The sequence below is a fragment of the Myxococcus sp. CA056 genome, from assembly GCF_013336715.1.
Taxonomy (GTDB): domain Bacteria; phylum Myxococcota; class Myxococcia; order Myxococcales; family Myxococcaceae; genus Myxococcus; species Myxococcus llanfairpwllgwyngyllgogerychwyrndrobwllllantysiliogogogochensis.
The window spans coordinates 251,611-275,540 of sequence record NZ_JABUMT010000004.1; the positions used below are offsets into that span (position 1 = coordinate 251,611).

The following is a 23,930-nucleotide window of genomic DNA, read 5'->3' on the forward strand; positions in this document are numbered from 1 at the left end:
CCCCACCGCTGTCACAACCCGAGACGTCTCGTCACTCCTCCTGGTGGCGCAGCGCTCGCACGGCGGCGCGCAGGCGGCTCCGCCCGCGGTAGAGGTGCAGGATGTGGAACACCGCCAGGGCCACGAGGCAGAGCACGCCCAGCGTCACATAGCGGCGGATGAGGTCGCCCTCCTGCCAGCCGTGCTCATCCACCAGTCGGCTGGGGTCGCTCAGGCCCTGGCCCTCCATGCGGCCGAACGGAATCTCCTCCGCGTTCGTCCTCGCCCTCCACCAGGTGAGGAAGCCGTCCCAGAAGGACAGCGCGCCAATGGGCACCAGGCCCCAGCGCAGCGCGCGCACGTGCAGGTAGCTGCCGGGCCGCACGTAGAAGCACCCCATCAGCACCGTGCCCAGCACCAGCATCCCCCCGTCACCGCCGAAGATGACGAGCGGCAGCGTGCTCGACATGGGCAGGCCCACGGTGCAGACGAGCTGGCAGGTGAGCAGCACCACGCCCCAGGTCACCCACGCCCAGCGGCGCAGCTTCCAGCCAATCCAGGTGAGCGCTCCGAGCGCGCCCGCGAGCGCCAACGCCAGCGAGTACCATCGCTCCGAGCCCATGGAGGTCACCCAGAGCGACGGCACGGCGGGGATGCCGCACAGCCACGCGGTGACGGCGTGCCCCAGCTCGTGCACCAGCATGGTGAACAGCCGGACGACGAAGCGCAGTGAGCCGGTGGCCCCCAGATAACCCACGAGCAACGCCACGGGGACGACGATGAGCCGCAGCCGCAGCTCGTGTACGGCCTGTTCGTCGGCGGCGTCGAACGCGGCGGTCTCCAGCGGATGCGCGTCCGAGCGCAGGTCTGGTGGCGGCGCGAGCCAGGCGGGGTCCACCTCGAAGGGCGCGGGTTCCGGGGCCTGCGGGGCCGCTGCCGCCGCGGCGCGCTCCTGCTCGGCCCTGCGCGCCGCACGGGCCTCCGCGCGGGCGTAGATGATGCCGCAGCGAGGACACTCCGCCCCCTCCACGCGGGGCGCCTGACAGCCGGGGCAGGTGAGGGCGGAGGCGGGGCGCACGCGGAGGAGCCTACCGGCCCGCGCGGTCCGGAGGGAACGGGGGAGGCTTGACGCGCAGGGCGCGCCTCGACGAAGTGGGAGGCATGTCCACGCTGGATGCGAAGACCCGGGGTCGCACCGCGCCGGGGCGCCTGCGCGCGCTCGATGCATACCTGTGCCGCTTCGAGCCCCGGTTGCTGTCGCGTGTCGATGGGGCCTGGGCCCGGGCCGTCTTCGTGGACGTGGGCTTTGGCGAGCATCCGTGGACGACGCTGGAGAGCGCGGAGGCGTTTCGCGTGCTCCAGCCGGAGCTCACCGTCATCGGCGTGGAGCTGGAGGAGGCGCGCGCCCTGGCCGCCCAGGTCCATGCGGGCTCGCGCACGCACTTCCGGCAGGGGGGCTTCGAGTTGCCGCTCTCGGCGGACGAGCCGGCGCGCCTCGTGCGGGCCATGAACCTGCTGCGTCAGGGACCGGTCGAGCGCGTCTCCGACGTGCACCATGCCCTGGGTCGATTCCTGCTCCCGTCGGGGCTGCTCGTGGAGGGGAGCTCGGATCCGGAGGGTTCGGTGCTCACCGCGCACCTGCTGCGTCGAGCGTCGGCGGACGGGGACGCGCCCCCCATGCGTGAGGCGCTGCTGTTCCACACCGACTTTCGCAACGGCTTCGCGCCCCTGCTGTTCCGCGACTGGCTGCCCAGGGACTTGCGCCGTCGCGTGCGTCCTGGCGAGCCCATGCACACCTTCTTCCAGGCGTGGATGGAGGCCTGGAGACAGGCGCGCGAGGCGGGACACACCTCGCCCCCCGACGCCTTCCGCGAGTCCGTCACGCGCCTGGGGACGCGACTGGGCGGGGTGGCCACGGACGCGTGGCTGCTCGACTCGGGCTATCTCGTGTGGCGGCCGGAGGGCGGCGTGAGCCCCTGACGCGCGGGGCCAGCCGCTCGCGCCACGGCCCCGCGTGGCGCGACCTCACCCCATGGGTCGTCGCGCGTCGGTGGGTCGTCGCGGCGGACCCGGTCGGATGTTCCGGGGCCGAAGGGCCTGGGGGAATGGGCCCGCGGAGCAATGGACGCGAAGTGGACAGGGGCAAATGGTGGGGGGGGCGGCTATGTTGCGTGCCCAAGGTATGAAACGGCACATCCTCTCACTCCTCACCGCCGGGCTCGCCGCGGCTACCGCGACGCCTGTGTCGACCCAGGCTTCGGGTGTCGGCGCGCATGCCCAGGCCACGGCCCGCAGGGCGCCCCCGCGCCCGCGCAGGCTGGAGGACGTGGAGAGACTGGAGACGGCTCAGGTGGAGGCAGAAGACGTGAAGGTGGAACAGGCGGCGCGCCCGCGCGTGGAGGGGCGGCCGTCCGCGTTGCTCTTCTCCGCGAGCTTCTACGGCACGCTCGCCGCCGCGCGCTGCTTCGGGCGCAATGGCATTGACGTCACGGTGGCCGACCCCGGCCGTCTGGGCCCCGCGAGCTGGTCCCGCTTCGTCGGGCGGCGCGTGCAGTGTCCTCCCGAATCCCAGCCCGAGGCGTTCATGGAGTGGCTGCTGGACTTCGGCCGGAGGGAGCCGCATCGGCACGTGCTGTACCCGACGAGCGACGAGCTGGCGTGGCTGGTGTCTGTCCATGCCCGGGAGCTGTCCCAGTACTTCCACCTCTATGACCCGGGCGTGGAGGCGGTGTACGGGCTGCTCAACAAGCGCAAGCTCTTCGAGGCGGGCCAGGCGGTGGGGCTGACGCTGCCGCGCACCTGGTTCCCCGAGTCCGAGGCGGACCTGGAGGCCATCGCCCGCGAGGCGCGCTTCCCGGTCCTCATCAAGCCGACGACGCAGATTCTCTACTCCACGCACGTCAAGGGCCTGCCGGTGGCGGAGCCGTCGCAGCTGGTGGAGGAGTACCGGGCCTTCGCGCGCGACGGGTATGCGCCCATGCTGGTGAACTTCGACCCGGCGGTGGCGCGGCCGATGGTGCAGGAGTTCCATCCGGAAGCGGCGCAGGGCATCTACAGCCTGTCGGGCTTCGTGGACGAATCCGGTGAGCTGTTCGAGGTGCGGGGCGCCATGAAGGTGCTCCAGCGTCCGCGCCGGCTGGGCGTGGGCGTGTGCTTCGAGTCCGCGCCGGTGCGCCAGGACCTGTCGGACGGCCTCAAGCGGCTGTGCCAGAAACTGGGCTACCACGGTGTCTTCGAGGTGGAGTTCATCCAGACGAAGGACGACTTCCTCCTCATCGACTTCAACCCGCGCTACTACGGGCAGATGGGCTTCGACATCGCGCGAGGACTGCCGCTGCCGCTGATGGCCTACCACGCGGCGCTGGGTGACAAGCCCGCGCTCCAGGGCGTGGTGAAGGCGGCGCGCGAGTGGACGGGGAAGGGCGAGGTGTTCTGCAACCGGATTGCGTTGGAGATGTTGCTCAACCTCCAGCGGCTCTCAGGCGCGCTCCCCGTCGACGAGGCACGTCAGTGGCGGCGTTGGCTGGGTGAGCACCGGGACGTGGCGGTGGATCCGCTCATCGACTCGGATGACATGATGCCCACGGCGGTGGAGGTCGCGCAGATTCTCTACGGCTCCGCGCGCCACCCCCGCGCCTTCCTCCGGATGATGGTGCTCAACCGGTAGTCCTCCGGGCCGCCCGCTTCAGACGCGGGCGGCCGTGAGGCTCAGGCGGCTTCCGTCTTGCTGGGAGTCGCCGCCGCGCCCGTCACGGTGTCGAGGGCAATCTGGTCCTCGAACGTCTCCGCCCGGCGCAGTAGCAGTTCCTTCCCGTCGTCCAACGCGATGATGGCGGGCTGGGGATAGGAGAAGGACGTGGCGAACGGCACGAAGTAGGCGCCCGCATCCATGATGGCCAGCGTGTCGCCCTCGGTCAGCTCCGGCAACCGCTTCGCGTGGTAAAGCGTGTCGCCCGGCGTGCAGATGGGCCCCACCACCGTGTACACGCGCGACGCGGGCGCATCCGGCCGGTCGACATGGAAGAGCTGGTGGTACTCGTTGCGCACGCACTCGGCATGGTTCACGCCCGCATCGAGCACCGCCCAGGTCCGGTCGTCACCCTGCTTGAGCGTGTGCACGCGGCCCAGGAGCAACTGCGTGTCGCCCGTCATGGCGCGCCCCGGCTCCAGGAAGATGCGCGGACGCTGGCGGCCCCGCCGCGCGTAGTGCGACTCCACCAGCTCCACCGCGAGCGCCACATAGCGGGAGATGCCGAGCGCCCCTTCCGGGTCCGGCGCGGGCACGTCGCGGAAGAAGGTGAGGTTGAGCCGCCAGTCGCGCTCGGCGATGTGCTCCACCGACGGCGTGCAGAGGCTGCCGCCCAAATCCAGCACCTCCAGATCCAACCCCAGCTCCTGGTGCAGCGTGTCCGTGAAGGCGAGCACCGCCTCCACGAAGCCGGTGAACTCGCCCTCCGTCCGGATGGTGGCGCCCCGGTGCGCGTGGAGGCCCACGACGTCCAGGTGTGACGACGCACGCGCCTGCGCATACGCCCGCAGCGCCGCGCCCCCGGCGATGGGCGTGCCGAACTGCGCCGCCCAGCCACTGTCCGTGCTCACCCGCAGCGCCACGCGCGGGCGCTTGCCCAGCTCGGCCGCGATGCGCGCGAACGTGCCCAGCTCCTCCGCGTGATTGGCGGCCAGCAACTGGATGCCCCGGGAGATGGCCTCTCGCACCGAGGCCTCCGACTTCACCGGGCCGTTGTAGACGATGCGCTCGGGCGCCACGCCCAGCTTCAGCGCGAGCCACAGCTCGTAGGCGGAGATGATTTCGGCGCCCACGCCCATGCCGTGCAGCACCGACAGCACACCCGGAATCGGGTTCGTCTTGTACGAGTAGAACACCTCGCAGCCGCCCGCACGTCCCTGAGGCACCGCCAGGAAGCGCTCCACGTTGCGCCGCAGCGCCGCCATGTGCACCACATGCAGCGGCGAGCCCCAGCGCTCCACCAGCGCCTTGAGCGGCACACCCTCCAGGCACAGGCCCTGGCCGGGGCGGTGCTCCAGCCCCCAGTACGACGCGGGAATCTCCGTGCGCTTGGGCGCCATGGCCCGCTGGAGCACCGGCCGCAGCGTCTGCTTCATCTGCCGCTTGGCCGTTCCGACGAGGCGATTCTTCAAGCTCATGAGACCCGGCCCTGCTTCGGCAACCGCAGCGGCAGCCGCTTGGCGACGTCGAAGGGCAGCGCGCGCATCAACAACTGCAGCGCGCGGTACTCCAACACGCCGTTCGTCTTGCGGTACTTGCCGTGAATCATCTCGTTGGACTGCATCACCAGCGTGCCGTCCTTGCCCAGGTTGTGCATCAACGAGGGCCGGCCCGTGCGGTAGTGCAGGATGGGCCGGTTGACGTAGACGTGGCCGAAGGCGCGGATGCCGCGCAGGTAGAAGTCCACGTCCTCGTAGACGGGGATGGACGCGTCGAAGCCGCCCAGCGCGGAGAAGTGCTCGCGGCGCACCATGCAGGCCGAGTTCACGTACAGCGTTCCGCGAAAGAGGATGTGCGCCACCGTCCACGCGCTGTTGGGCGTCGTGGAGCCCACCTTGGCGGCCCACTCGAAGTACTCGCTCTTGTCCTTGAGCCAGTCCGCGTCGTCGCCGAAGGGCACCACCCAGCCCACCGCCACGCCCGCGTCGGGACGCGCGTCCAGCGCGCTCACCATGGCGTGCAGCGCGCCGTCCGCCAGCATGTCGTCGTCATCCAGGAAGTGCAGGTAGCGCCCGCGCGCCAGCGTCACGCCGTGGTTGCGCACCACCGCCGGACGGCCCTTGGAGGGCGGGTCGTTCACCACGTAGCGCACGCGCTCATCGCCCAGCCCCTCCACCGACGCCCGAGCGGTGCCCTCGGGCGTGTCATCCAACACGATGACCTCGACCTGGACTCCCTCCTGGCGAAGCACCGAACGGATGGCCTCCACCACTTCCTTCTCTCGTCGGTGGGTGGGCATCACCACCGAGACATCGATTGCGGACATGTCAGACTTATACGCGCTGGCGCCGGGGGCCGGGAAGACGCCTTGGTGTTCCACCGCGCGCGCGGCTTGCGCGGCTGCCTGCCCGCCGCGCAAGGTGTGCGGGCCCGCGCGTTCTCAAACTGGATGAGGTTGAGAAGCGGCGTCCAGGAGGGACGCCCACTCGTCAGGGGGTGACGCGGTCTTCAGTAGCTCGCCACCGCGAACTCGAAGTCGTCCGTCTCCCACCCGGGGTCTTCACCGACCTGCCGGGAAAGCCTCGCTGACAGGACAGGCCTGTCCGGGTTGGCGGCGCGCGCGCTCAAGGTCCGAGTCCCCAGCCGCTGGTCGTCCCACGCACCCCCCACGAAGGCGGAGAAAGGCGCGACGTCCTCGGTCTCCAGTTCGGCGTGGGCGAGCCGGTCCATCCAGGGCTGCAGGCAGTCTCGGGCCATGTGCTTCCGCCTTCACGTGGGAGTCACCCGAGAATGTTTGCAGTCGCCATGCCATGCCCTCCCGTCGGGGATGCGTCCGGGGCGCGACATGACAGACTGTCAGGGCGTGGCTCCCTGGCCGCGGGGCATCCTGACACCCGCGTCCGACTTGACGCCGGGCGGTCCGCCGGAGAGGAACTTGGACGGACATGGCCCTCCTGCTGGCACACGAAGTCGAAGCCCCTCGCCCGTGCAGCTACCTGCCCGAGCAGCAGGCGTCGTTGGAGAACCTGGTGATGCAGGACGTGTCACCGGAGGAGTACGAGCACCTGCTGGTGCGCGGCTGGCGTCGGTTCGGCCCGCTGTACTTCCGGCCCGCCTGCGCCACCTGTGGCGAATGTGTCTCGCTGCGCCTGCCGGTGGAGGGCTTTCGTCCCAATCGCAGCCAGCGACGCGCCCGTGCGGCGTGCGCGCACCTGCGCGTGGAGGTGGACGTGCCGCGTGTGGACGACGAGCGGCTGGCGCTCTACCGGGCGTGGCACGCGGAGCGCGAGTCCTCGCGGGAGTGGGAGCCCTCGCCGCTCACCTTGCGCGAGTACTCGCTCCAGTTCTCGTTCCCCCATCCCTCCGCGCGCGAGGTGGCCTTCTACGACGATGGCGCGGAGGGCGGCCCGAAGCTGGTGGCGCTGGGCATCTGCGACGAGACGCCGCGCGCGTGGAGCGCGGTGTATTTCTTCTACGACCCGGCCTGCGCCGCCCTGTCGCTCGGCACCGCGAACGTGGTGTTCCAGGTGGAGCTGGCGCGCGCTCGCGGCATCCCCCACGTGTACCTGGGCTACCGCGTCCAGGCGTGCGCGTCGCTGCGCTACAAGGGCGGCTTCCGGCCGCATGAGCTGCTCGTGGGGCGGCCCGCGCTGGACTCGGCCCCCACGTGGGAACCTCCGGCGGTGGCGCCCGAGCCGACCTCCGAGCCGGACGGCACCCCGTAGCGCTCGCGTCAGCCCGCGTTCAAGAGGGCCCGGTCGAAGTGCTCGCGCAGCCGGCGGGCGTACTCCTCCGGTGCGACGCGCGAGTACTCGCCATGGCCCGCGCCCTCGACGACCCACAGGGACTTGGGCTCACAGGCCGCGCGGAAGAGGCTGGCCTGGAGCTTGGCGGGGGCGTCCGGGTCCACGTCACCGTTGACGAGCAGGAGCGGCCGGCCCTGGAGCTGGCACATGCCGTCGATGGGGCGCACCGCGTCCACGTCCACGCCCGCGTGCCGCAGCGTCCACAGCACCGGCTCCGCGCTGAAGGCGCCCCACCGGCCATAGCCCGAGTACACGTCCGCCTCCAGCGCGGGATACGCGCCCGCCGCGACGACCGCCTTCACGCGGGCGTCCGTCTCCGCCACCAGCAGCGCGGTGGTGCCACCCATGGAGAACCCGAAGAGGCCCAGCCGCGCCGGGTCCACGTCCTGGCGCTTGGAGACGAAGTCCAGCGCGGCCGTCACGTCGCGCCGCTCGCCGTCGCCCCACGTCACGCGGTCTCCGCCGCTCTCTCCATGCGCGCGCAGGTCGAACAGCAGCACGCCATAACCCGCTCGGGCGAGCGCGCGAGCCTCGAAGAGCAGCTGCGCGCGGTTGTCCGCGAAGCCATGCACCAGCACCACCGCCGCCCGGTTTCGCGACGGCACGTACCAGCCGCGCAGCGTCAGCCCGTCGACGCTGGAGAAGCTCACGTCCTCAAGGCCAGAGAGCTCCGCCGAGGCGACGGGCCGCTCCACCGGCACATGGGGCGGATGCAGCAGGCCCTGCCCGATGCGATGGCCGCGCACCGCGAGGAATCCGCCGGCGGCGAACACGCAGAGCAGGGACGCCACGAAGACGAGGACGCGCGAGCGGAGTGGGTTTTTCACGAGAGGAGTGGAAGGCGTGGGCGCGCGCGAGCCTAGCCGAGTGGCCCGGCTGTGTGCGTCAGTCCGGTGGCTCGCGTCCCGTGAGGGCGAGCGGCCCGTTCGTCTTGTTGGCGGGTATGCCTCCTTGGGTTACGGTGCACCCGCCTTCTGGGGAGTGGGGGCTGGATGCTGCAACCGGTGCCACGAGAAGCCTCGAAAGACCCCCGCCGGAAGCGCGTGCTCTTCACGCTCGTGTTCATGGGCGCTGGCGGTATCGAGCGCTCGGTCTGCAACATCCTGGCGGGCCTGGACTCCGAGCGCTTCGCCACCCGGCTGTTCTTCCACCACCGCCCTCCGCCGGACCGCGAGGACCGACTGCCCCGGAACACCGAGGTCGTCTGGGCCACCGACTCCTACGACTACCATCGGCAGAGCCTGCCGGTGTACCTCTGGCACCTGCTGCGCCATGCGCGCGAGGCCGACGTCATCGTCGCGGGCCAGGAGGGCCGTGCCGCGCTGCTGGCCTGTCTGGCGGGCAGGCTGCTCAACAAGCCCGTCGTCGGGATGATCCACTTCGACTGGGGCGCCTTCCATCGCGAGCAGCCGCGCCGACAGCTCTGGGGCCTGCGCCTGCTGTATCCGCGCATGAACCGCATCGTCGCCTGCGGCCATGACACCGCCCGGTCCTTCCAGTCGCTGGTGCCCGTGCCCGAGGAGCGACTCCAGGTCATCCCCAACTTCGTGGATGGCGACGTCGTGCGCGCCGCCGGGGAAGGGCCGCTGCCCGACTGGGCCCCGGCCGTCTTCGACAAGCCCGTGGTCATCGCCGTGGGACGGCTGGAGCCCCAGAAGGGCTTCGACGTGCTCATCCGCGCCCATGCTCTCGCGCGAAAGCGGGGCGTGGACCAGCACCTGCTCATCCTCGGGGTGGGCTCGCTGGAGGCCGACTTGAAGGCCCTGGCCCGCTCGCTGGGCGTGGAGTCCACCGTCTTCATGCCCGGGTTCGCCGCCAATCCGCACGCGCTGATGCGAAAGGCCGCGGTGTTCGCCCTGTCCTCGCGCTTCGAGGGCCTGCCCATGGTGCTGCTGGAGGCGCTCGCCCTGGGGTGCCCCGTGGTCAGCACGGACTGTCCCTCCGGGCCGGCGGAGGTCCTGGAGCATGGCCGCCACGGGGTCCTGGTGCCCCTGGAGGACCCCCAGGCGCTGTCGGAGGCGCTGGGACGCGTCGTCACCGACGAGGTGCACCGCAAGGATTTGTCCCGCCGGGCCCGGGCACGCGCGGAGGAGCTGTCGGCGACGCGGGCCCTGGGGGCCTGGGAAGCGCTGCTGGCGTCCCTCTGAGGCCCCCTGGGGGCTTTTCCGTCCGGAGGCCCCGCCGCCCCGCGTTGGAAGGGGGCGCCCGGCCCGGGTGTTCTCCTCCGAGGCCCGCTGGGAACGGCGAGGGTGCAAGGAATCGCTTGCCGGCCCCGGGCGGCTTCACGAGGATTCGCCCCCATCATGACGACGACGAACGAAACGCAGGGCCTGAACTTCCTCCAGGAAATCATCGAGGAAGACCGGCGCGCGGGAAAGCACGGTGGTCGCGTGCTCACCCGCTTCCCGCCCGAGCCCAATGGCTACCTCCACATCGGCCACGCCAAGGCCATCTGCCTGAACTTCGGGCTGGCGAAGCAATACGGTGGCCTGTGCAACCTGCGCTTCGACGACACCAACCCCGTCACCGAGGACACCGACTACGTCGAGTCCATCCAGCGGGACGTGAAGTGGCTGGGCTTCGACTGGGATGACCGGAAGTTCTTCGCCTCCGACTACTTCCCCAAGCTCTACGACTTCGCCGTGCAGCTCATCAAGCAGGGCAAGGCGTACGTGTGCAGCCTGTCGGCGGACGAGATTCGCGAGTACCGCGGCGACTTCACCACGCCGGGCCGGGACAGCCCGTACCGCACCCGCTCCGTGGAGGAGAACCTGGACCTCTTCGAGCGCATGCGCGGCGGAGAGTTCCCGGACGGCAAGCACACGCTGCGCGCCAAGATCGACATGACGTCCCCCAACCCCGTGTTGAGGGACCCGCCCATCTACCGCATCCGCCACGCGCACCATCACCGCACCGGCGAGGCGTGGCCCATCTACCCGCTCTACGACTTCGCGCACTGCCTGTCGGATGCGATTGAGGGCATCACCCACTCCATCTGTACGCTGGAGTTCGAGAACCGCCGCGTGCTGTACGACTGGATTGTGGACAGCCTCATCCAGGGAGAGCGGCCGCATCAGTACGAGTTCAACCGGCTGAACCTCAACTACACGGTGATGAGCAAGCGCAAGCTGCTCAAGCTCGTCATGGAGAAGTACGTCTCCGGTTGGGATGACCCCCGGATGATGACCATCAGCGGCCTGCGCCGCCGGGGCTTCACGCCGGCCTCCATCCGCGACTTCGCCACGCGCGCGGGCGTCAGCAAGACGCAGCAGCTCATCGACATGGGCGTGCTGGAGCTGTGCATCCGCGAGGACCTGAACGAGACGGCCCCTCGCGCCATGGCGGTGCTGCGCCCGCTGAAGGTGGTGGTGGAGAACTACCCGGAAGGCCAGGAGGAGCTCCTGGAGGTGCAGAACCACCCGCAGAAGCCGGAGATGGGCACGCGCAAGGTGCCGTTCATGCGCGAGCTGTTCATCGAGGCGGAGGACTTCATGGAGGTCCCCGCCAAGGGCTTCTTCCGCCTGGCGCCGGGCAAGGAGGTGCGCCTGCGCTCGGCGTACTTCATCACCTGCAAGGAGGTCATCAAGGACGCGGCCGGCAACATCACGGAGCTGCGCTGCACCTATGACCCGGCCACGCGCGGCGGTGACTCGCCGGATGGCCGCAAGGTGAAGGGCACGCTGCACTGGGTGCCGGGCAACGCGCCCACCGCCGAGGTGCGGCTGTACGACAGGCTCTTTTCCGTGGAGAGCCCGGACTCGGATGACGCGAAGGACTTCACCACCTTCCTCAATCCGGCGAGCCTGGAGGTCCTCAGGAACGCGCGCGTGGAGCCGGGCCTTGCCCAGGCGACGCCGGAGTCCCGCTTCCAGTTCGAGCGGCTGGGGTACTTCTTCGCGGACCCGAAGGACTCGCAGCCGGGCAAGCCCGTCTTCAACCGCACCGTCACCCTGAAGGACTCGTGGGTGAAGGAGCAGGGCAAGGGGAAGTAGTCCCCTCGCCGCTCAGGGTGTCGCCCCGTCCTTCGCGGGCGGCACCCTGCACGCGGCGTGGCCCAGGATGACGTCGCCGTCGACGGTGCTCGTGGGCGTGGGCGTCCAGCCCGCCGCGAGCCGGGCGTCGAGGAGTTCATCAGCGCTGGGTCGACGGTCCCACACGGAGACCGCGTTGATTCCGCCGAGTCAGGTGGTGTCGAAGACGAGGTAGCCGCCGTCCTTCCAGGGCAGCACCACGTCGTGGGTGAACTCGTCCTGCACCACCACTTCCGTCACGTCGCGCGGAGGCGTGCTGGCGAAGCCCCAGCGCACCACGTCCTGGAGCAGGGTGAGGGGCGCGAGCTCTCGCTCCAGCGCTGCTCGTTGCTCCAGGGGCAGGGCGGCCCGGTCTGTCAGCGGCACCATGCCTGGCAGCCTGTCAGGGGTGACCAGGACTCGCAAGCCGGAGTCTCGCCCCCGCGGCCGGGCGAGGGCCCGGTGGCCCGTTGACTCCGGGCGTCCGCGTCCCGACTTCTTGGCTGGGGGCATTTCCGTCCCCGGCTTCTCGGGAGGCGCCTCCACCATGGTCTGCTGCACGCTGCCGCGCTGGTGGCCCGTTCCCACACAGGCGGAGGTGGAGGCCATCATCCAGATGGAGGACCCCGTCCTGCGCAACCTCCACATCACCCAGACGTACCACGTGCTCGAGGTGGCCCTCACCGACGTGTTCGGCGAGGAGGACCTGAGCTGGTGTGGCTTCTCGACGTGGGCCTCGAAGACGGCGGGGGCCTTCATCCGCAAGGACGTGCTGCCAGGGGTGATGGCGCAGCTGCTGGAGCGGGCGGATGCGGTGACGCGCGGCTTCTCGGAGCTGCAGGACCGGCTCCTGGGCGCGTGGGGCGCGTCCGTGGGCATCCAGTACGTGCTGGCGCGCACGGTGGAGGACGTGCTCGACGAGGTGGCCCGTCACACCGCGCGCGGCAACCTGGTGGTCTTCCAGGAGCTGGGGCCGCTGTACACGGACCTCCTGGCGAACTTCACTGGCATGGACTCGCCCGAGCCGTCGCGGGTGGAGGCGGTGGTGTCGCGGCTGGCTCCGGGGCCGGTGGGTGAAGGCGGGCAGGACCTGCTCATCCGCGCGGTGCGGCACTACCACGAGGCGTGTTTCACCGAGGACCCGAAGGCCCACGCGGAGCTGATGTTCCTGGCCAACGCGCTGGTGGGCTACCACGAGCAGGCGCGGCTGCAGGGGCCGGTGGTCGCCGCGCTCAACGCGCCGGTGAAGGAGCTGTTCCTGGAGCACCTCGTCGCCTTCGTCCGGGCGGACCCGAATCCCCGGGCGCGCAGCCTGTCCGAGTGGGGCCTGCGTGAAGGCTTCGCGCCGCTGGCCCAGCGCCTGGAGCGGCTGTGGCGCGAGCTGGCGACGCGGATGCTGATGAAGATGGAGCTGCCGGACGTGACGCTGCGGCTGGGGGAGGACCTGCCCGCGCTGACGGCGGAGCGGGACTTCCCACCGGCCCTGGAGCGGCTGTCGCATCCGGAGCTGGTGGCGTTGATGGCGGCGCTGGACAGGTCCCCGGACGACACGGCGGGCAGCGCGGCGCGGGACTGGGGGAGCCTGTCGGACCGGATGAACCTCATCGTGGACCTGTTCCGCACGCGGCAGCAGGACCGGCTCCTGTATGACCAGCCCTTCACGTTCCTCCAGGTGGATGCGTTCCAGCAGGGCCGGGTGCCGCACGGACGGCTGTGAAGCGCGCCCTCACCCCGGCGCTTCCATCACCGGGAGCACGACGGTGAAGGTGGCGCCGCCGCCTTCCGTGCGCGTCACGTGGATGCGCCCCTCATGTCCCTCCACGATGTGGCGTGCCATCCACAGGCCCAGTCCGAAGCCTCCATGGTTGCGCGCGGAGACAGCTCGCTCGAAGCGTCCGAAGATGCGCTCGTGGTCCTCGGGGGCGACCCCGGGGCCATGGTCCACGACCGAGATGCGGACGCCGTCCTCCGTCGGAGCCACCGTCACCTCGACGGGCTTGCCCGCGCCGAACTTGAGGGCGTTGTCGAGCAGGCCCTCGACCAGCTGATGCAGTCGCTCCGGGTCGAACCGACCCACGATGGAAGACGGGGCATTCAACGTCACGGTGCTCTCCGCGCGCGCGGCCTTCTCCCGAGCCTCGTCCACGACCGCCTTCACGGTGGCGGTCAGGTCCACGTCCTGACGCACCAGCTCCAGGCGGCCGGTGACGAACTCCGACACATCCAGCAGGTGCTCCACCAGCCGCGTCAGGCGCTGGAGCTGCTTCTCCGTCGTCAGCGCCCGCGCCCGCAGCAGCTCCTCCGGAGAGCGCTGACCGCCCTGGCGGTCCAGGCTTCGGAGCAGCGACTGGATGTTGAGGGCCAGGACACTCACCGGGGTGCGCAGCTCATGGCTGACGAGGCTGAGGAACTCGTCGCGCAGGTGCACGGACTCGAGCAGCTCCTCCTTCTCCAGCTCCTTGCGCGTCACCTCCCGGCGCACGCTGACCATCTCGAGCTGGGTGCGCACCCGGGCGATGAGCTCGCGCGCGGAGAAGGGCTTCACCAGATAGTCATCCGCTCCGCTCGACAGGCCCTCCACCGTGGACTCGTCGCCCGCGCGCGCGGAGAGCAGGATGATGGGGATGGCCCGCGTGCGTGGGTCCGCGCGGAGTTCTCGCACGAGGCCGAAGCCGTCCAGCACCGGCATCATCACGTCGGAGAGGATGAGGTCGGGCGGCTGGACGCGGGCCCGCGCGAGGGCCTCCTCTCCGTTCGTGGCTGTCTCGACATGGGGGAAGCGGCGCCCCAGCAGCCCCGAGACATAGCTGCGCAGGTCGGCGTTGTCGTCCACGAGGAGAATCCGGGAGGAGGCCAGCGCCAGGGGAACATCCAGCTGGGCGTCGTCAGCGGTCCGCGTCGCGTCCGGCGCCTGGGGCTGGAGCAGCGGAGCGTCGGAGGCGGACCAGCGCTGGGCCTCGTCGACGAAAGGGGCGGCCCACGCCGCCGACGAGCGGGAGCGGGGCTTGTGGTCGATTCGCTCCGGAGGCAGGTGGGCCGAGCCGCCCGGCAGCCGCACGGTGAAGGTGGTGCCCACGCCCAGCCGGCTCGTCACGGAGACGTCGCCCCCATGCAGCTTGACCAGGTCCTCCACCATGGCGAGGCCGATGCCCGTCCCCTCGTGGCTCCGACCCTGGGTGGCGCGCACGCGGTAGAACCGCTCGAAGATGCGCGGCAGGTCCTCCTCGGGAATCCCCACGCCGGTGTCCTGCACCGTGAGGACCGCGCGCCCGTCCCTCCAGTGCATGCCCACGCGGATCTCCCCCTGGTGGGTGTACTTCACCGCGTTGGACAGCAGGTTCAGGACAACCTTCTCCCACATCTCCGGGTCGACATAGATGGACTCGGGAAGCGGGGGACAGTCCACCCTCAGCCGCAGCCCCGCGCTGCCCACGGCGGACTCGAAGGCGCTCGCCAGGTTGCGAGTGAAGGCCGACAGGTCCGTGGGGACGTACGTGGCCTGCGTTCGCCCCGCCTCCATGCGCGAGAAGTCGAGCAGGGTGTTGACCATCTTGTAGAGCCGGAGCGCGTTGCGGCGCACCAGGTCGAGCTGCTCTTCGCCCAGGGCCCTGGGCGTCCTGGCCATGGCGTCCTCGATGGGCCCGAGGATGAGCGTGAGGGGCGTGCGGAACTCGTGGCTCACGTTGCTGAAGAAGGCCGTCTTGGCCTGGTCGAGCAGGGCGAGCTGCTCGGCGCGCTGGCGCTCCTGCTCGTAGGCGCGGGCGCTGGCGAGGCTGGCGGCGAGCTGCCGCGCCAGCAGTTGCAAGAAGCTCTGGTACTCGTCATCCAGCGCACGCAGCGGACTGATGCCGGCGACGAGCACGCCGGTCAGCTCCGCGTCCGCGCCCATGGGCACCGGGAGCAGCAGGGCGCGCGTCGTGGGCTCCGGCCAGGGGCCGCCGGGGAGGGGACCGAACCTCGACGACAGGTCCTCCACCAGCGCCTCCTGCCCCGTGCGTACGACTTTGGAGAGCGGCCACGAGGTCTCTTCATCGAGCAGCAGCTCGGTGGGGGCCGCGGCCGCGCCTCGGGGCAGGTTGGCGCAGGAGACCAGCTGGGCCTTGTCGTTTCGGACGACGTAGAGCAGCGCGAAGGGCAGGTCGTGGCCCGCGGGCGTGAGGACCTCTTCCAGCGCGACGAAGAGCGCGTCGACCTTCTCGCTGAGCGCCGCGCGGATGGACAGCTCGCGGAGGATGGCCAGTCGTCGGTCTCCGACGACCTGACGCGTGGTCTCGCTCGCGATGGCGAAGAGGCCGGCGATCTCCCCTGTCTCGCCAATGGTGGGGTTGTAGGACCAGGTGAAGTAGGCCTCTTCGCGCAGGCCACCGGGCCGCCGCGCGAAGTTGACGTTCCCGTTCTCGATGAAGAGCGGCTCTCCTGTCTCATGCACGCGCTGCATGAGGGGCCCCAGCAGCCGCCACTCCTCCGCCAGGGCCTCGGCCCCGCGCGCGCCCAGCGTCAGCGGATGCTTCGCCCCCAGGATGGGACGGAACGGGTCGTTGTAGAGCATGTTCAGCTCCGGACCCCAGAAGAGGATGATGGGGTACGGAGAGCGCAGCATCGTGCTGACGGACGTCCGCAGCGACTGGGGCCAGCGCTCGAGCGGACCCAGCGCCGTCGTCCGCCAGTCGAAGGCGCGCATCAACGCGCCCATGTCGCCGCCGCCTTGAACGAAGTGCTCCTCGCTGCCCAGCCACTGGGGCGGCGGACGCGGTGTCATGGCGGGCTCCGCGACGCCCTGCTCGGCGGGGAGCCAGAAGCAGAAGGTGCTGCCCGCGTCGGAGGTGCGCTCCAACCGCATCCGCCCACCGTGGCTCTCCACGATGCCCTTCGCGATGGAGAGGCCCAGCCCATGGCCCCCGCGCCGCTTCTGCGCCGCGTGCCAGTAACGGTCGAAGATGTGCTGCTGCGCTTCGAGCGGAACCCCCGGCCCGCTGTCCGTCACGCTGAAGCGGATGTCCCGTGTCCCGGCATCGAGCCCGGCCCGCAGGTGGATTGCGCCCCCCGTGCCAGAGGGCGAGAACTTGATGGCGTTGGAGAGCAGGTTCCCGATGGCCTGGAGGATGCGTTCCCGGTCGCACTTCACGACGAGGCCGGGCTCCACGTCGATGTCCAGGCGCAGGCCCTTCTCGGCCGCCTGGGGCCCGAACTGCTCGCGGGCATCGCGGATGAGCTCCTCGACGGTCTGCGGGCGCGCCTCGATGGAGAGGGTTCCGGTCTCGATGCTCTCCAGGTCGAGCAGGTCGTCGATGAGCCGGTTCATCCGGCTGGCCGAGCGTCGGATCGACTCCGCCTGCTTGCGCACGCGCTCGCCCGGTCCGCTCTCCAGGGGGATTCGACGCAGCAGCTCGGCGGAGGTGCTGATGGCGGTGAGCGGCGAGCGCAGGTCGTGGCTGACCACCGCGAGGGTCTCCTCTCGCGAGCGGGTGGCGCGGCGGGCCTCGTCGAGCAGGCGCTGGGCCTCCTCCGCATGGGCACGCTCGGCGTGGACCGACGCCTGGCGAAGCCTGGAGACGGTGAGCAGGGCGTTGACGCGCGCTCGGAGTTCGTTCGCGGAGAAGGGCTTGACCAGGTACTCGTCCGCGCCGCTGCGCAGGCCCTCGATGGTGGCCTCTTCACCCGCGCGCGCGGACAGCAGCAGGATGGGAATGGTGCGGGTGTGCTCGTCGGCGCGCAGGGCCTGGACGAGCTCCAGACCGCCGATGCCCGGCATCATCACATCGGAGATGATGAGGTCGGGAGGCGTCCGCCGCGCGGCGATGAGCGCCTGGGTGCCATCGCTCACCGACTCCACGCGCCAGTGGGGCGACAGGAGCCGCAGCAGGTAGCCGCGCATGTCGGCGTTGTCGTCCGCCAGGAGGATGCGCGCTTCGGAGGAGGAGAGGGCGGGCTCGACGAGGGGCGCCTCGGGGGGGCTCCACTGGGAGAGCTCCGCGAGGAACGCGCTGGCGCCAATCCCCGTGGACGTCAGGGCCCGGGCGGCCCCGACATGCTCCTGGGGCAGGTGCGCGGAGCCTGTCGGGAGGCTCACCGTGAAGGTGGTTCCCTGGTCGAGCGCGCTCGTCACCGTCACGGCGCCGCCGTGCAGCTTGACCAGCTCCCGCACCAGCGCGAGTCCAATGCCCGTGCCTTCATGGCTGCGTCCGCGTGAGCCTTCGACCCGGTGGAAGCGCTCGAAGATGCGGGGCAGCTCCTCTGCTGGCATCCCGATGCCCGTGTCCTGGACGGTCAGCTCCACGGTGTCGTCCCGCCACTTCAGCGCGATGCGAACCTGGCCCTCGAAGGTGAACTTGAAGGCGTTGGAGAGGAGGTTCAAGACAACCTTCTCCCACATCTCCGGGTCCACATAGACGGAGTCGGGCAGCGGGGGGCAGGTGACCACCAGCTCGAGCCCCGCGGTGGTCATCGCCGAATCGAAGCTGCTGACCAGGTCCCGGGTGAGGGCGGAGAGGTCTGTCGGGATGAAGGAGGCCTGCGCGCGTCCGGCCTCGAGCCGGGCGAAGTCGAGCAGCGTGTTGACCAGCTTCTGCAGCCGCAGGCCATTGCGTCGCACCAGCTCCTGCCGCTCGCGTTGGGCGGGGGGGAGCGGCTCCAGGACATCCGCCAGGGAGTCCTCGACGGGACCGAGCATCAAGGTGAGCGGCGTGCGGAACTCGTGACTGACATTGCTGAAGAAGGCGGTCTTCGAGCGATCAATCTCCGCCAGGGCCTCCGCCCGCCGCTTCTCGTCTTCATAGGCGCGAGCGTTGCTGACGGCCGTGGCGATGTGGTCCGCCACCAGCCCCAGGAACCCCCGGTAGTCGTCGTCCAGGGCGCGCCGCGCGCTCAGCCCCGCGACGAGGAAGCCGTGGGGGCGCTCGGCGCCAGGCCGGGTGATGGGCAACACCATGACCGAGTGAGGGGCCTCGGGCCACGGACCGCCCGGGAGGTCGCCGAAGTGGGCGCGCACGTCGGAGATGAGGAGGCCCCCCGGGGCCGCCAGGGCCTCGGGGAAGGACCAGCGGGAACTGGCGGGGAGGTCGCCGAACCGCGAGGCGGCCTGGGCCTGCGTGTCCCAGCCCGTCACTTCCATCAGGTCCGACTGCTCGCCGGTGGAGCCCAGGCGATAGAGCAAGGCGAAGGGGACGTCGAAGGCGTTGCCCGCCAGGGCCCGCGCGGCTTCGCGCCAGACGTCGCCTTCATGCTTCACGGTTCCCGCACGCGCGGCGAGGTCCCTCAGGGTCCGTAGCCGCCGCTCGCCCAGCACCCGACCCGTGGTCTCGGTCAGGGTGGCGAGGATGCCTCCGACGCCCCCGCTTTCGTCACGTATCGGGCTGTAGGAGTACGTGAAGTAGCACTCCTCCAGGTAGCCGTGCCGATCCAACGGCAGCATCCAGTCTTCGGAGCCAACCGCCGTTCCCCGCCACACCCCGTCGAACTGCGGGCCGATGATGTGCCAGCTCTCCGCGAACGTCGCCTGGGCGCTGTGGCCCATGGCCGCCGGGTGCTTCGTCGAGCCGAGCACCGGTCGGTAGCCGTCATTGTAGAACTGGACGAGCTGGGGGCCCCACGCGATGTACATCGGGAAGCGCGACTCCAGCAGGATGCTGACCGCGGTGCGCAGTGACTGAGGCCAGGTCTCCGGCGCGCCCACGGGCGTTTTCACCCAATCGATGGCGCGCATGAGCGCACCCATCTCGCCTCCCCCGGCAAGCACCGCCGCGGCCATGGGATGAAGGTCGGAGCGCGGCGCTCCGGAGCTTTGGGTCGAGTGGCTCATCAAATCTCATCGCCCCTCACCCCGTGGGTTGCAGGACGTAGCAGGGGGTTGCAGGGTGAGACCTCAACGCAAGGACCTGAAGGCCTGCGCCGGCGACAATATTCTGTCGCATCCTCGGAATTGCACGGGCCTTGCGTGCTTCCATGAGCGCTGAGACATGTGTTGTCTACGCCACAGTCCGCACGCTCGCCTCATCCCATCCGAGGTGCCGCGAGGGGAGCAGGGGGGCGAGCGCGGGCATGGGGAAGAGGACCAGGGTCCGTGCCTGCTCGCGCGAGGGGCAGCGAGGCATCCCAGGGGCCGGCTCCGCGCGCCCACCCTGTTGGAGTGGACGCGCGGTGAAGCCTCACTGGTGGGTCATCTTCAGGGTAGCGCCGTCATAAGTGGAGGCGGCGTGGACCAGGACATGCCAGGCGCCGGCCGCGGGCGCGGGGAAGACGCACTGCTCGTTGTTGCCCAGCCGGAAGGGGCGGCACTGATAGAGGGTCGTCGTGGGCCGCTCGTCGAAGCGGACATACAGGTCCGCGTCCCCGGTCCCTCCCGACAGGGTGAACTTCAAGTCCAGGGCTCCGGTGGGAACCATCCCCCTGCCGAGCCAGGACTTCCCCACGGCCGCCCGGAGCGGGAAGGGAACGTCCTTCGCCATGTCGATAATCACTGGCGCTCTGACGTTCACGGCCTCCCAGGCGGCGGTGACCGACGCCACGTTGCCCGCGTCATAGCCAAGCTGAATCGCGGCCTGCTCCGTCGTAATCCTCGCGGCCAGGAAACCGGAGGAGGGAGTCAGCATGTCCATGTTCGCCTTGTAGAAGATGCGCGCGGCCTTCTCGATGCCAATGCCTTCCACGAAGGGCCAGTCCGGATGGCTCGGGTGACGGCCCCCCTGGGAGAGCAGATAGAAGGCCAGATTGGAGATGCCGGAGCTGTAGTGGACATCGACGCCGGAGGTGTAGTTGCTGTAGTCGTCCAGCGAGGCCCCATCCAGCGTGGGGTCGTTCATGTAGCGAAGCGCGTCTCCCGAACTGGAGGGAGTCCAGATGTCCTCGCCCAGGAGGAACGTGCCCGCGTTGATGGTGCGGTTCTCCGCGTGCCATTCACATACGGCGCCGAAGATGTCGGACATGGATTCATTCATGCCACCCGACTCGCCGGCGTAGATGAGGCCCGATTCGTGCTCCGTCACCCCGTGCGTCAGTTCGTGGGCCGTCACGTCCACGGCCAGGGCCAGGTTGTGGGCATTCACTCCGTCGCCATCACCGAAGACCAACTGCGTCCCGGTCCAGAAGGCATTCACATAGTTCACCCGGTGGTGGACGGTGGCGATGAGTGGCGCTCCCGCGTTGTCGAAAGAGTCGCGACCGAAGAGTTCCCAGTAGCAGGCATAGACAGCGCCGAGGTTGTCATGGGTCACATTGACGATGGGGTCCAGGGAGGGCGGAGTCTCCGCGCGAGCCATCGTGCCGGGCAATGTGCTCGTGTTCCGACCGTCATACACCCTGCGAGACCGCAAGGAGTGCAGGTTCGAGTACCTCAGGAGCACCTCGCCCGAGCGTGCGTTGACGAGCACGGTGTCGTTCACCGGGCCCCCGTCCTCCGCCGCTCCCGTGACGCGCAGCCGGTAGGCCAGCAGGAGCCGAGCCCCGTCGCGCCAGTAGACGAGCGCCGGTGCGCCCGCGATGACGGCATCACGAACGGAGTCGCCATGGTTGCGAGCCAGCTCTTGCGCCAGGGCCGGCGAGAGGGTGGCGCCGAGGGGGGCGGGCAGGTCGCTTCGCACATCCCCGTTGGCGGCGAAGACCTGGCCGTCGCGGGCGTGGAGTCGCAGCTCCGCGCCCATGACCTCCACGCCATTCACCCGCACGCCGAAGCGGAAGTGCGCATCCCCGTCGAAGCCGACGTAGGCCTTCTTCAGGAAGAGCTGCTCGGGCTTCACCCTGAACAGCGGTGCCACGCGTGCGATGACAGGGGAGAGCGCCTCCGCCTCAATGCCTCTCACCGCGTCGGGATTGGAGGGCACCTGGCCAAACGCCCCGTTGACGAACGTGGGAACGGAGTCCGCGTCGACGGCGATGACCTGGATTTCCTCCGCGCGTGGAAGAGGTGCCCGGCTCTCGGCCACCCCGTCGGGGCCGTCCTCGGGCGTACGTGTGTCGGCGCATGCGCCCAGCGACAAGCCCAGCACGACGACTCCCAGGACCCTGCATCCTCGATTCCAGCCCATGTGCTTCCCCCTGGCGAATGATGAAGTCGCCATGGTGAAGCCAGGACTTGCTCGATGACAAGTGGACCAGGACCGCCGTTGCCCACCCGCCCGTGGAGACACGCCCCACGGACGGGGAGCCGTCCTTCAACCTCTCGCGTTAGCGATAGGTGACGACGACCGACGTGTTGGCGTAGCCGCCCTTCGCGCCGTAGAGCCACACGTAGTATTTGCCGCCCTCGACATACTTGAGGTCGCAGCGCTCCGTGTTGCCTTCCTTCATGCCGCGGCAATCGTACTCGCTGTGGGTAGGCATGGCGCCGCGACGGACATAGAGGTCCGCGTTGCCCGTTCCGCCCTCGACGCGCACGGTGACGTTGCGATAGCCGCCCTCCGGGGCCTCCGGAATGTGGGCGAAGAAGCCTTGTGTGGAGTTCGTGGCGCCGGACAGGCCGCCCACCACCACGTTGGGCTCGAGCGCGAGGTAGCCGCCCTGGTATGTCATCACCAGCGACGCATTGGCGTAGGCGGTGAAGCCGTTGACCATCACGTACCACTTGCCGAACGCGGGAGTCGCGAAGGAGCACGCCTCGTTGTTGCCGGTGATGTACGGCCGGCAGTCATAGGAGGAGGTCGTCGGGGCGTTGCCGAAGCGGACATAGAGGTCCGCGTCGCCCGTTCCACCCGACAGGGCGAAGCGCAGGTTCGTCGCGCCCTCGGGCACCTCGCCCTCGGCATACTCCTTGGCGCCACGGGCGGCGGAGAGGACCACGGGGATGTCGCGCTCCAAGAGGGTGCGGTGCGGGGGCAGGATGATGACGCCCACCTGCACGGCCTTCCACGCGGCGGTGACGGAGGCGATGGTCGCTTCGTCGTAGCCCAACTGGGCGGCGGCCTGCTCCGTGGCGACCTTCGCCGTCTCGAAGTTGGAGGACGGAGTCAGGAGGTCCACGTTCGCCTTGTAGACGATGCGGGCGGCCTTCTCGATGCCGATGCCCGTCACCGCGGGGCGCGTGGGGAAGCGCGGATGCGTGCCACCCTGCGAGAGCAGATAGAACGCCAGGTTGGCGATGCCCGAGCTGTAGTGGACGTCGACGCCCGAGCTGTAGTCGACGTAGTCATCCAGCGACTCCCCATCCAGCTTGGGGTTGAACAGGTAGCGAAGCGCGTCCCCGGGAGTCTCCGGCGTCCAGACGTCCTCGCCAATCATGAACGTCCCCTCGTCGATGACCTTGCCCTCCGAGTGCCACTCGCACACGGCGCCGAAGATGTCGGAGATGGCCTCGTTCAGGCCGCCGGACTCGCCGGAGTAGATGAGGTCCGACTCGTGCTCCGTCACCGCGTGCGTCAGCTCATGGGCCGTGATGTCGACGGCATAGGGCAGGATGGAGGCGGTGGTCCCGTCGCCGTCGCCGAACACCATCTGCACGCCATCCCAGTACGCGTTCACATAGTTCACCCGGTGGTGAACGGTGGTGATGAGCGCGGCGCCCGCGTTGTCGTAGGAGTCGCGGTTGAACAGCTCCTTGTAGCAACGCCAGACGGCGCCCGTGTTGTCATAGGCCGCGTTGACGACGGGGTCGAGGACCGGCGGTTGTCCCTCCATGCGGCTCGGGGTGCCGGGAAGGCCGGGTCCGTTTTTGCCGTCGTAGACCCGGCGGTTCAGCGCGCCGTGGAGGTTGGTGATGCGCTCGAACACGTCGCCCGAGCGTGCGTTGACGAGCACCGTGTCATCCACGCGCTCACCCCCGCGTGTCTCGCCCGTCATGCGCAGCCGGTAGGCGAGCAGGAGCTGTCCGCCGTCGCGCCAGTAGACGAGCTCGGGCCTGCCCACGAGGGTGGCGTCGGGCGGCGAGGCGCGGTCCTTCCGGGCCTCCTCCACCGCGAGCTCCGTGGAGACGCTGGCGCCCTCGGGGGCGGGCAGGTCCGTGCGCGCGTCACCGTTCGCGGCGAAGACCTGGCCATCGCGAGCGTGCAGCCTCAGCTCCGCGCCCATGACCTCCACGCCGTTGACTCGCACCCCGTAGCGAAAGTGCGCATCCCCGTCGAAGCCGACGTAGGCCTTCTTCAGGAAGAGCTGCTCGGGCTTCACCTTGAACAGCGGCGCCACCCGCGCGAGGACCGGCGCCAGCGTCGCGGGCTGGAGCCCCCGGAGGGCGTCGGCGCTCGTCGGCGCGGCGCCGAATGGCCCGTTGACGAAGGTGGGAACCCGGTCCTGGTCCACGGCGATGACCTGGTGCGCGCCGGTGAGCGCCTCCGAGGACTTCTTGCTCACCGCGTCCTTGCCTTCCTTCGGCGTGGTGGCCTCGGTGCAGGCTCCCAATGTCAGGCATAGCAGCGTGGCACCTATGACTCCGCGACCTCTCTTCAAGAGCATGCGCTTCCCCCAGCTGGATGATGAGGTCGTCATGGTGACGCCAAAGGCAGCTCAGTGACAAGGCGCACCCCG

Annotated in this window: 16 protein-coding genes; 6 read left to right on the forward strand and 10 right to left on the reverse strand. The window is 69.8% G+C overall.

The features are described from left to right. Positions 1-31 precede the first annotated feature (31 nt). Positions 32-1,057 carry a hypothetical protein gene (locus HUA76_RS19420; RefSeq protein ID WP_174461740.1) on the reverse strand — a complete coding sequence of 342 codons (1,026 nt, stop codon included), beginning with the start codon at positions 1,055-1,057 and terminating at the stop codon, positions 32-34. Positions 1,058-1,140: 83 nt separating this feature from the next. On the opposite strand from HUA76_RS19420, the gene HUA76_RS19425 reads away from it, so the two are divergent. Continuing rightward, entirely contained in the window at positions 1,141-1,959 is an 819-nt protein-coding gene (locus HUA76_RS19425) for a methylase (RefSeq protein WP_174461741.1), read from the forward strand. Positions 1,960-2,161: 202 nt separating this feature from the next. Beyond that, entirely contained in the window at positions 2,162-3,646 is a 1,485-nt protein-coding gene (locus tag HUA76_RS19430; RefSeq protein ID WP_246137714.1) for a carbamoyl-phosphate synthase, read from the forward strand. Between the two features lie 41 nt (positions 3,647-3,687). On the opposite strand, the gene HUA76_RS19435 is transcribed toward HUA76_RS19430, so the two are convergent. The 3 genes from HUA76_RS19435 to HUA76_RS19445 all read right to left on the reverse strand — a co-directional run bounded on the left by HUA76_RS19435 (position 3,688) and on the right by HUA76_RS19445 (position 6,424). Continuing rightward, complete coding sequence (locus tag HUA76_RS19435) at positions 3,688-5,145, reverse strand: pyridoxal-dependent decarboxylase (protein WP_174461742.1); 1,458 nt, start codon at positions 5,143-5,145, stop codon at positions 3,688-3,690. Further along, positions 5,142-5,993: a glycosyltransferase family 2 protein gene (locus HUA76_RS19440; protein ID WP_141647875.1), complete on the reverse strand. Its 852-nt coding sequence runs from the start codon at positions 5,991-5,993 to the stop codon at positions 5,142-5,144. Before HUA76_RS19440 ends, HUA76_RS19435 begins: the two co-directional genes overlap by 4 nt. Positions 5,994-6,175: 182 nt before the next feature. Continuing rightward, positions 6,176-6,424, reverse strand: a complete 249-nt coding sequence (locus HUA76_RS19445) for a hypothetical protein (protein ID WP_174461743.1) — start codon at positions 6,422-6,424, stop codon at positions 6,176-6,178. Between the two features lie 188 nt (positions 6,425-6,612). Here HUA76_RS19445 and HUA76_RS19450 point away from each other — a divergent pair, with 188 nt between their 5' ends. Continuing rightward, positions 6,613-7,392, forward strand: a complete 780-nt coding sequence (locus tag HUA76_RS19450; RefSeq protein WP_174461744.1) for an arginyltransferase — start codon at positions 6,613-6,615, stop codon at positions 7,390-7,392. A gap of 8 nt (positions 7,393-7,400) precedes the next feature. Here the strand turns inward: HUA76_RS19450 and HUA76_RS19455 are convergent, their stop codons facing one another. Continuing rightward, on the reverse strand, positions 7,401-8,300 hold the full coding sequence (locus HUA76_RS19455) for an alpha/beta hydrolase (protein WP_371745611.1): 900 nt from the start codon (positions 8,298-8,300) through the stop codon (positions 7,401-7,403). A gap of 165 nt (positions 8,301-8,465) precedes the next feature. On the opposite strand from HUA76_RS19455, the gene HUA76_RS19460 reads away from it, so the two are divergent. Next, complete coding sequence (locus HUA76_RS19460; protein ID WP_174461745.1) at positions 8,466-9,620, forward strand: glycosyltransferase; 1,155 nt, start codon at positions 8,466-8,468, stop codon at positions 9,618-9,620. A gap of 156 nt (positions 9,621-9,776) precedes the next feature. Then, positions 9,777-11,465: a glutamine--tRNA ligase/YqeY domain fusion protein gene (locus tag HUA76_RS19465; RefSeq protein WP_141647870.1), complete on the forward strand. Its 1,689-nt coding sequence runs from the start codon at positions 9,777-9,779 to the stop codon at positions 11,463-11,465. A gap of 12 nt (positions 11,466-11,477) precedes the next feature. Here HUA76_RS19465 and HUA76_RS19470 read toward each other — a convergent pair whose 3' ends face one another. Both HUA76_RS19470 and HUA76_RS19475 read right to left on the reverse strand, forming a co-directional pair. After that, the gene (locus HUA76_RS19470; RefSeq protein WP_174457270.1) at positions 11,478-11,630 is read right to left on the reverse strand and encodes a hypothetical protein; all 153 of its coding nucleotides are present in this window, start codon (positions 11,628-11,630) and stop codon (positions 11,478-11,480) included. 24 nt (positions 11,631-11,654) lie between these two features. After that, positions 11,655-11,873, reverse strand: a complete 219-nt coding sequence (locus tag HUA76_RS19475; RefSeq protein WP_141647878.1) for a hypothetical protein — start codon at positions 11,871-11,873, stop codon at positions 11,655-11,657. Positions 11,874-12,030: 157 nt separating this feature from the next. On the opposite strand from HUA76_RS19475, the gene HUA76_RS19480 reads away from it, so the two are divergent. Beyond that, positions 12,031-13,200: a hypothetical protein gene (locus HUA76_RS19480; protein WP_174461746.1), complete on the forward strand. Its 1,170-nt coding sequence runs from the start codon at positions 12,031-12,033 to the stop codon at positions 13,198-13,200. 9 nt (positions 13,201-13,209) lie between these two features. Here the strand turns inward: HUA76_RS19480 and HUA76_RS19485 are convergent, their stop codons facing one another. The 3 genes from HUA76_RS19485 to HUA76_RS19495 form a co-directional block, all read right to left on the reverse strand. Further along, positions 13,210-19,197 carry an ATP-binding protein gene (locus HUA76_RS19485; RefSeq protein WP_174461747.1) on the reverse strand — a complete coding sequence of 1,996 codons (5,988 nt, stop codon included), beginning with the start codon at positions 19,195-19,197 and terminating at the stop codon, positions 13,210-13,212. A gap of 430 nt (positions 19,198-19,627) precedes the next feature. Further along, complete coding sequence (locus HUA76_RS19490; protein ID WP_174461748.1) at positions 19,628-21,502, reverse strand: M4 family metallopeptidase; 1,875 nt, start codon at positions 21,500-21,502, stop codon at positions 19,628-19,630. 139 nt (positions 21,503-21,641) lie between these two features. Next, on the reverse strand, positions 21,642-23,858 hold the full coding sequence (locus HUA76_RS19495) for a M4 family metallopeptidase (RefSeq protein ID WP_174461749.1): 2,217 nt from the start codon (positions 23,856-23,858) through the stop codon (positions 21,642-21,644). Between the last annotated feature and the right edge of the window lie 72 nt (positions 23,859-23,930).

Coding starts and splice junctions, on each gene's coding strand:
- HUA76_RS19425 (WP_174461741.1), top strand. CDS start 1,141: ATGTCCACGCTGGATGCGAAGACCCGGGGTCGCACCGCGCCGGGGCGC.
- HUA76_RS19430 (WP_246137714.1), top strand. CDS start 2,162: ATGAAACGGCACATCCTCTCACTCCTCACCGCCGGGCTCGCCGCGGCT.
- HUA76_RS19435 (WP_174461742.1), bottom strand. CDS start 5,145: ATGAGCTTGAAGAATCGCCTCGTCGGAACGGCCAAGCGGCAGATGAAG.
- HUA76_RS19440 (WP_141647875.1), bottom strand. CDS start 5,993: ATGTCCGCAATCGATGTCTCGGTGGTGATGCCCACCCACCGACGAGAG.
- HUA76_RS19445 (WP_174461743.1), bottom strand. CDS start 6,424: ATGGCCCGAGACTGCCTGCAGCCCTGGATGGACCGGCTCGCCCACGCC.
- HUA76_RS19450 (WP_174461744.1), top strand. CDS start 6,613: ATGGCCCTCCTGCTGGCACACGAAGTCGAAGCCCCTCGCCCGTGCAGC.
- HUA76_RS19460 (WP_174461745.1), top strand. CDS start 8,466: ATGCTGCAACCGGTGCCACGAGAAGCCTCGAAAGACCCCCGCCGGAAG.
- HUA76_RS19465 (WP_141647870.1), top strand. CDS start 9,777: ATGACGACGACGAACGAAACGCAGGGCCTGAACTTCCTCCAGGAAATC.
- HUA76_RS19475 (WP_141647878.1), bottom strand. CDS start 11,873: ATGGTGCCGCTGACAGACCGGGCCGCCCTGCCCCTGGAGCAACGAGCA.
- HUA76_RS19480 (WP_174461746.1), top strand. CDS start 12,031: ATGGTCTGCTGCACGCTGCCGCGCTGGTGGCCCGTTCCCACACAGGCG.
- HUA76_RS19485 (WP_174461747.1), bottom strand. CDS start 19,197: ATGGGTGCGCTCATGCGCGCCATCGATTGGGTGAAAACGCCCGTGGGC.
- HUA76_RS19490 (WP_174461748.1), bottom strand. CDS start 21,502: ATGGGCTGGAATCGAGGATGCAGGGTCCTGGGAGTCGTCGTGCTGGGC.
- HUA76_RS19495 (WP_174461749.1), bottom strand. CDS start 23,858: ATGCTCTTGAAGAGAGGTCGCGGAGTCATAGGTGCCACGCTGCTATGC.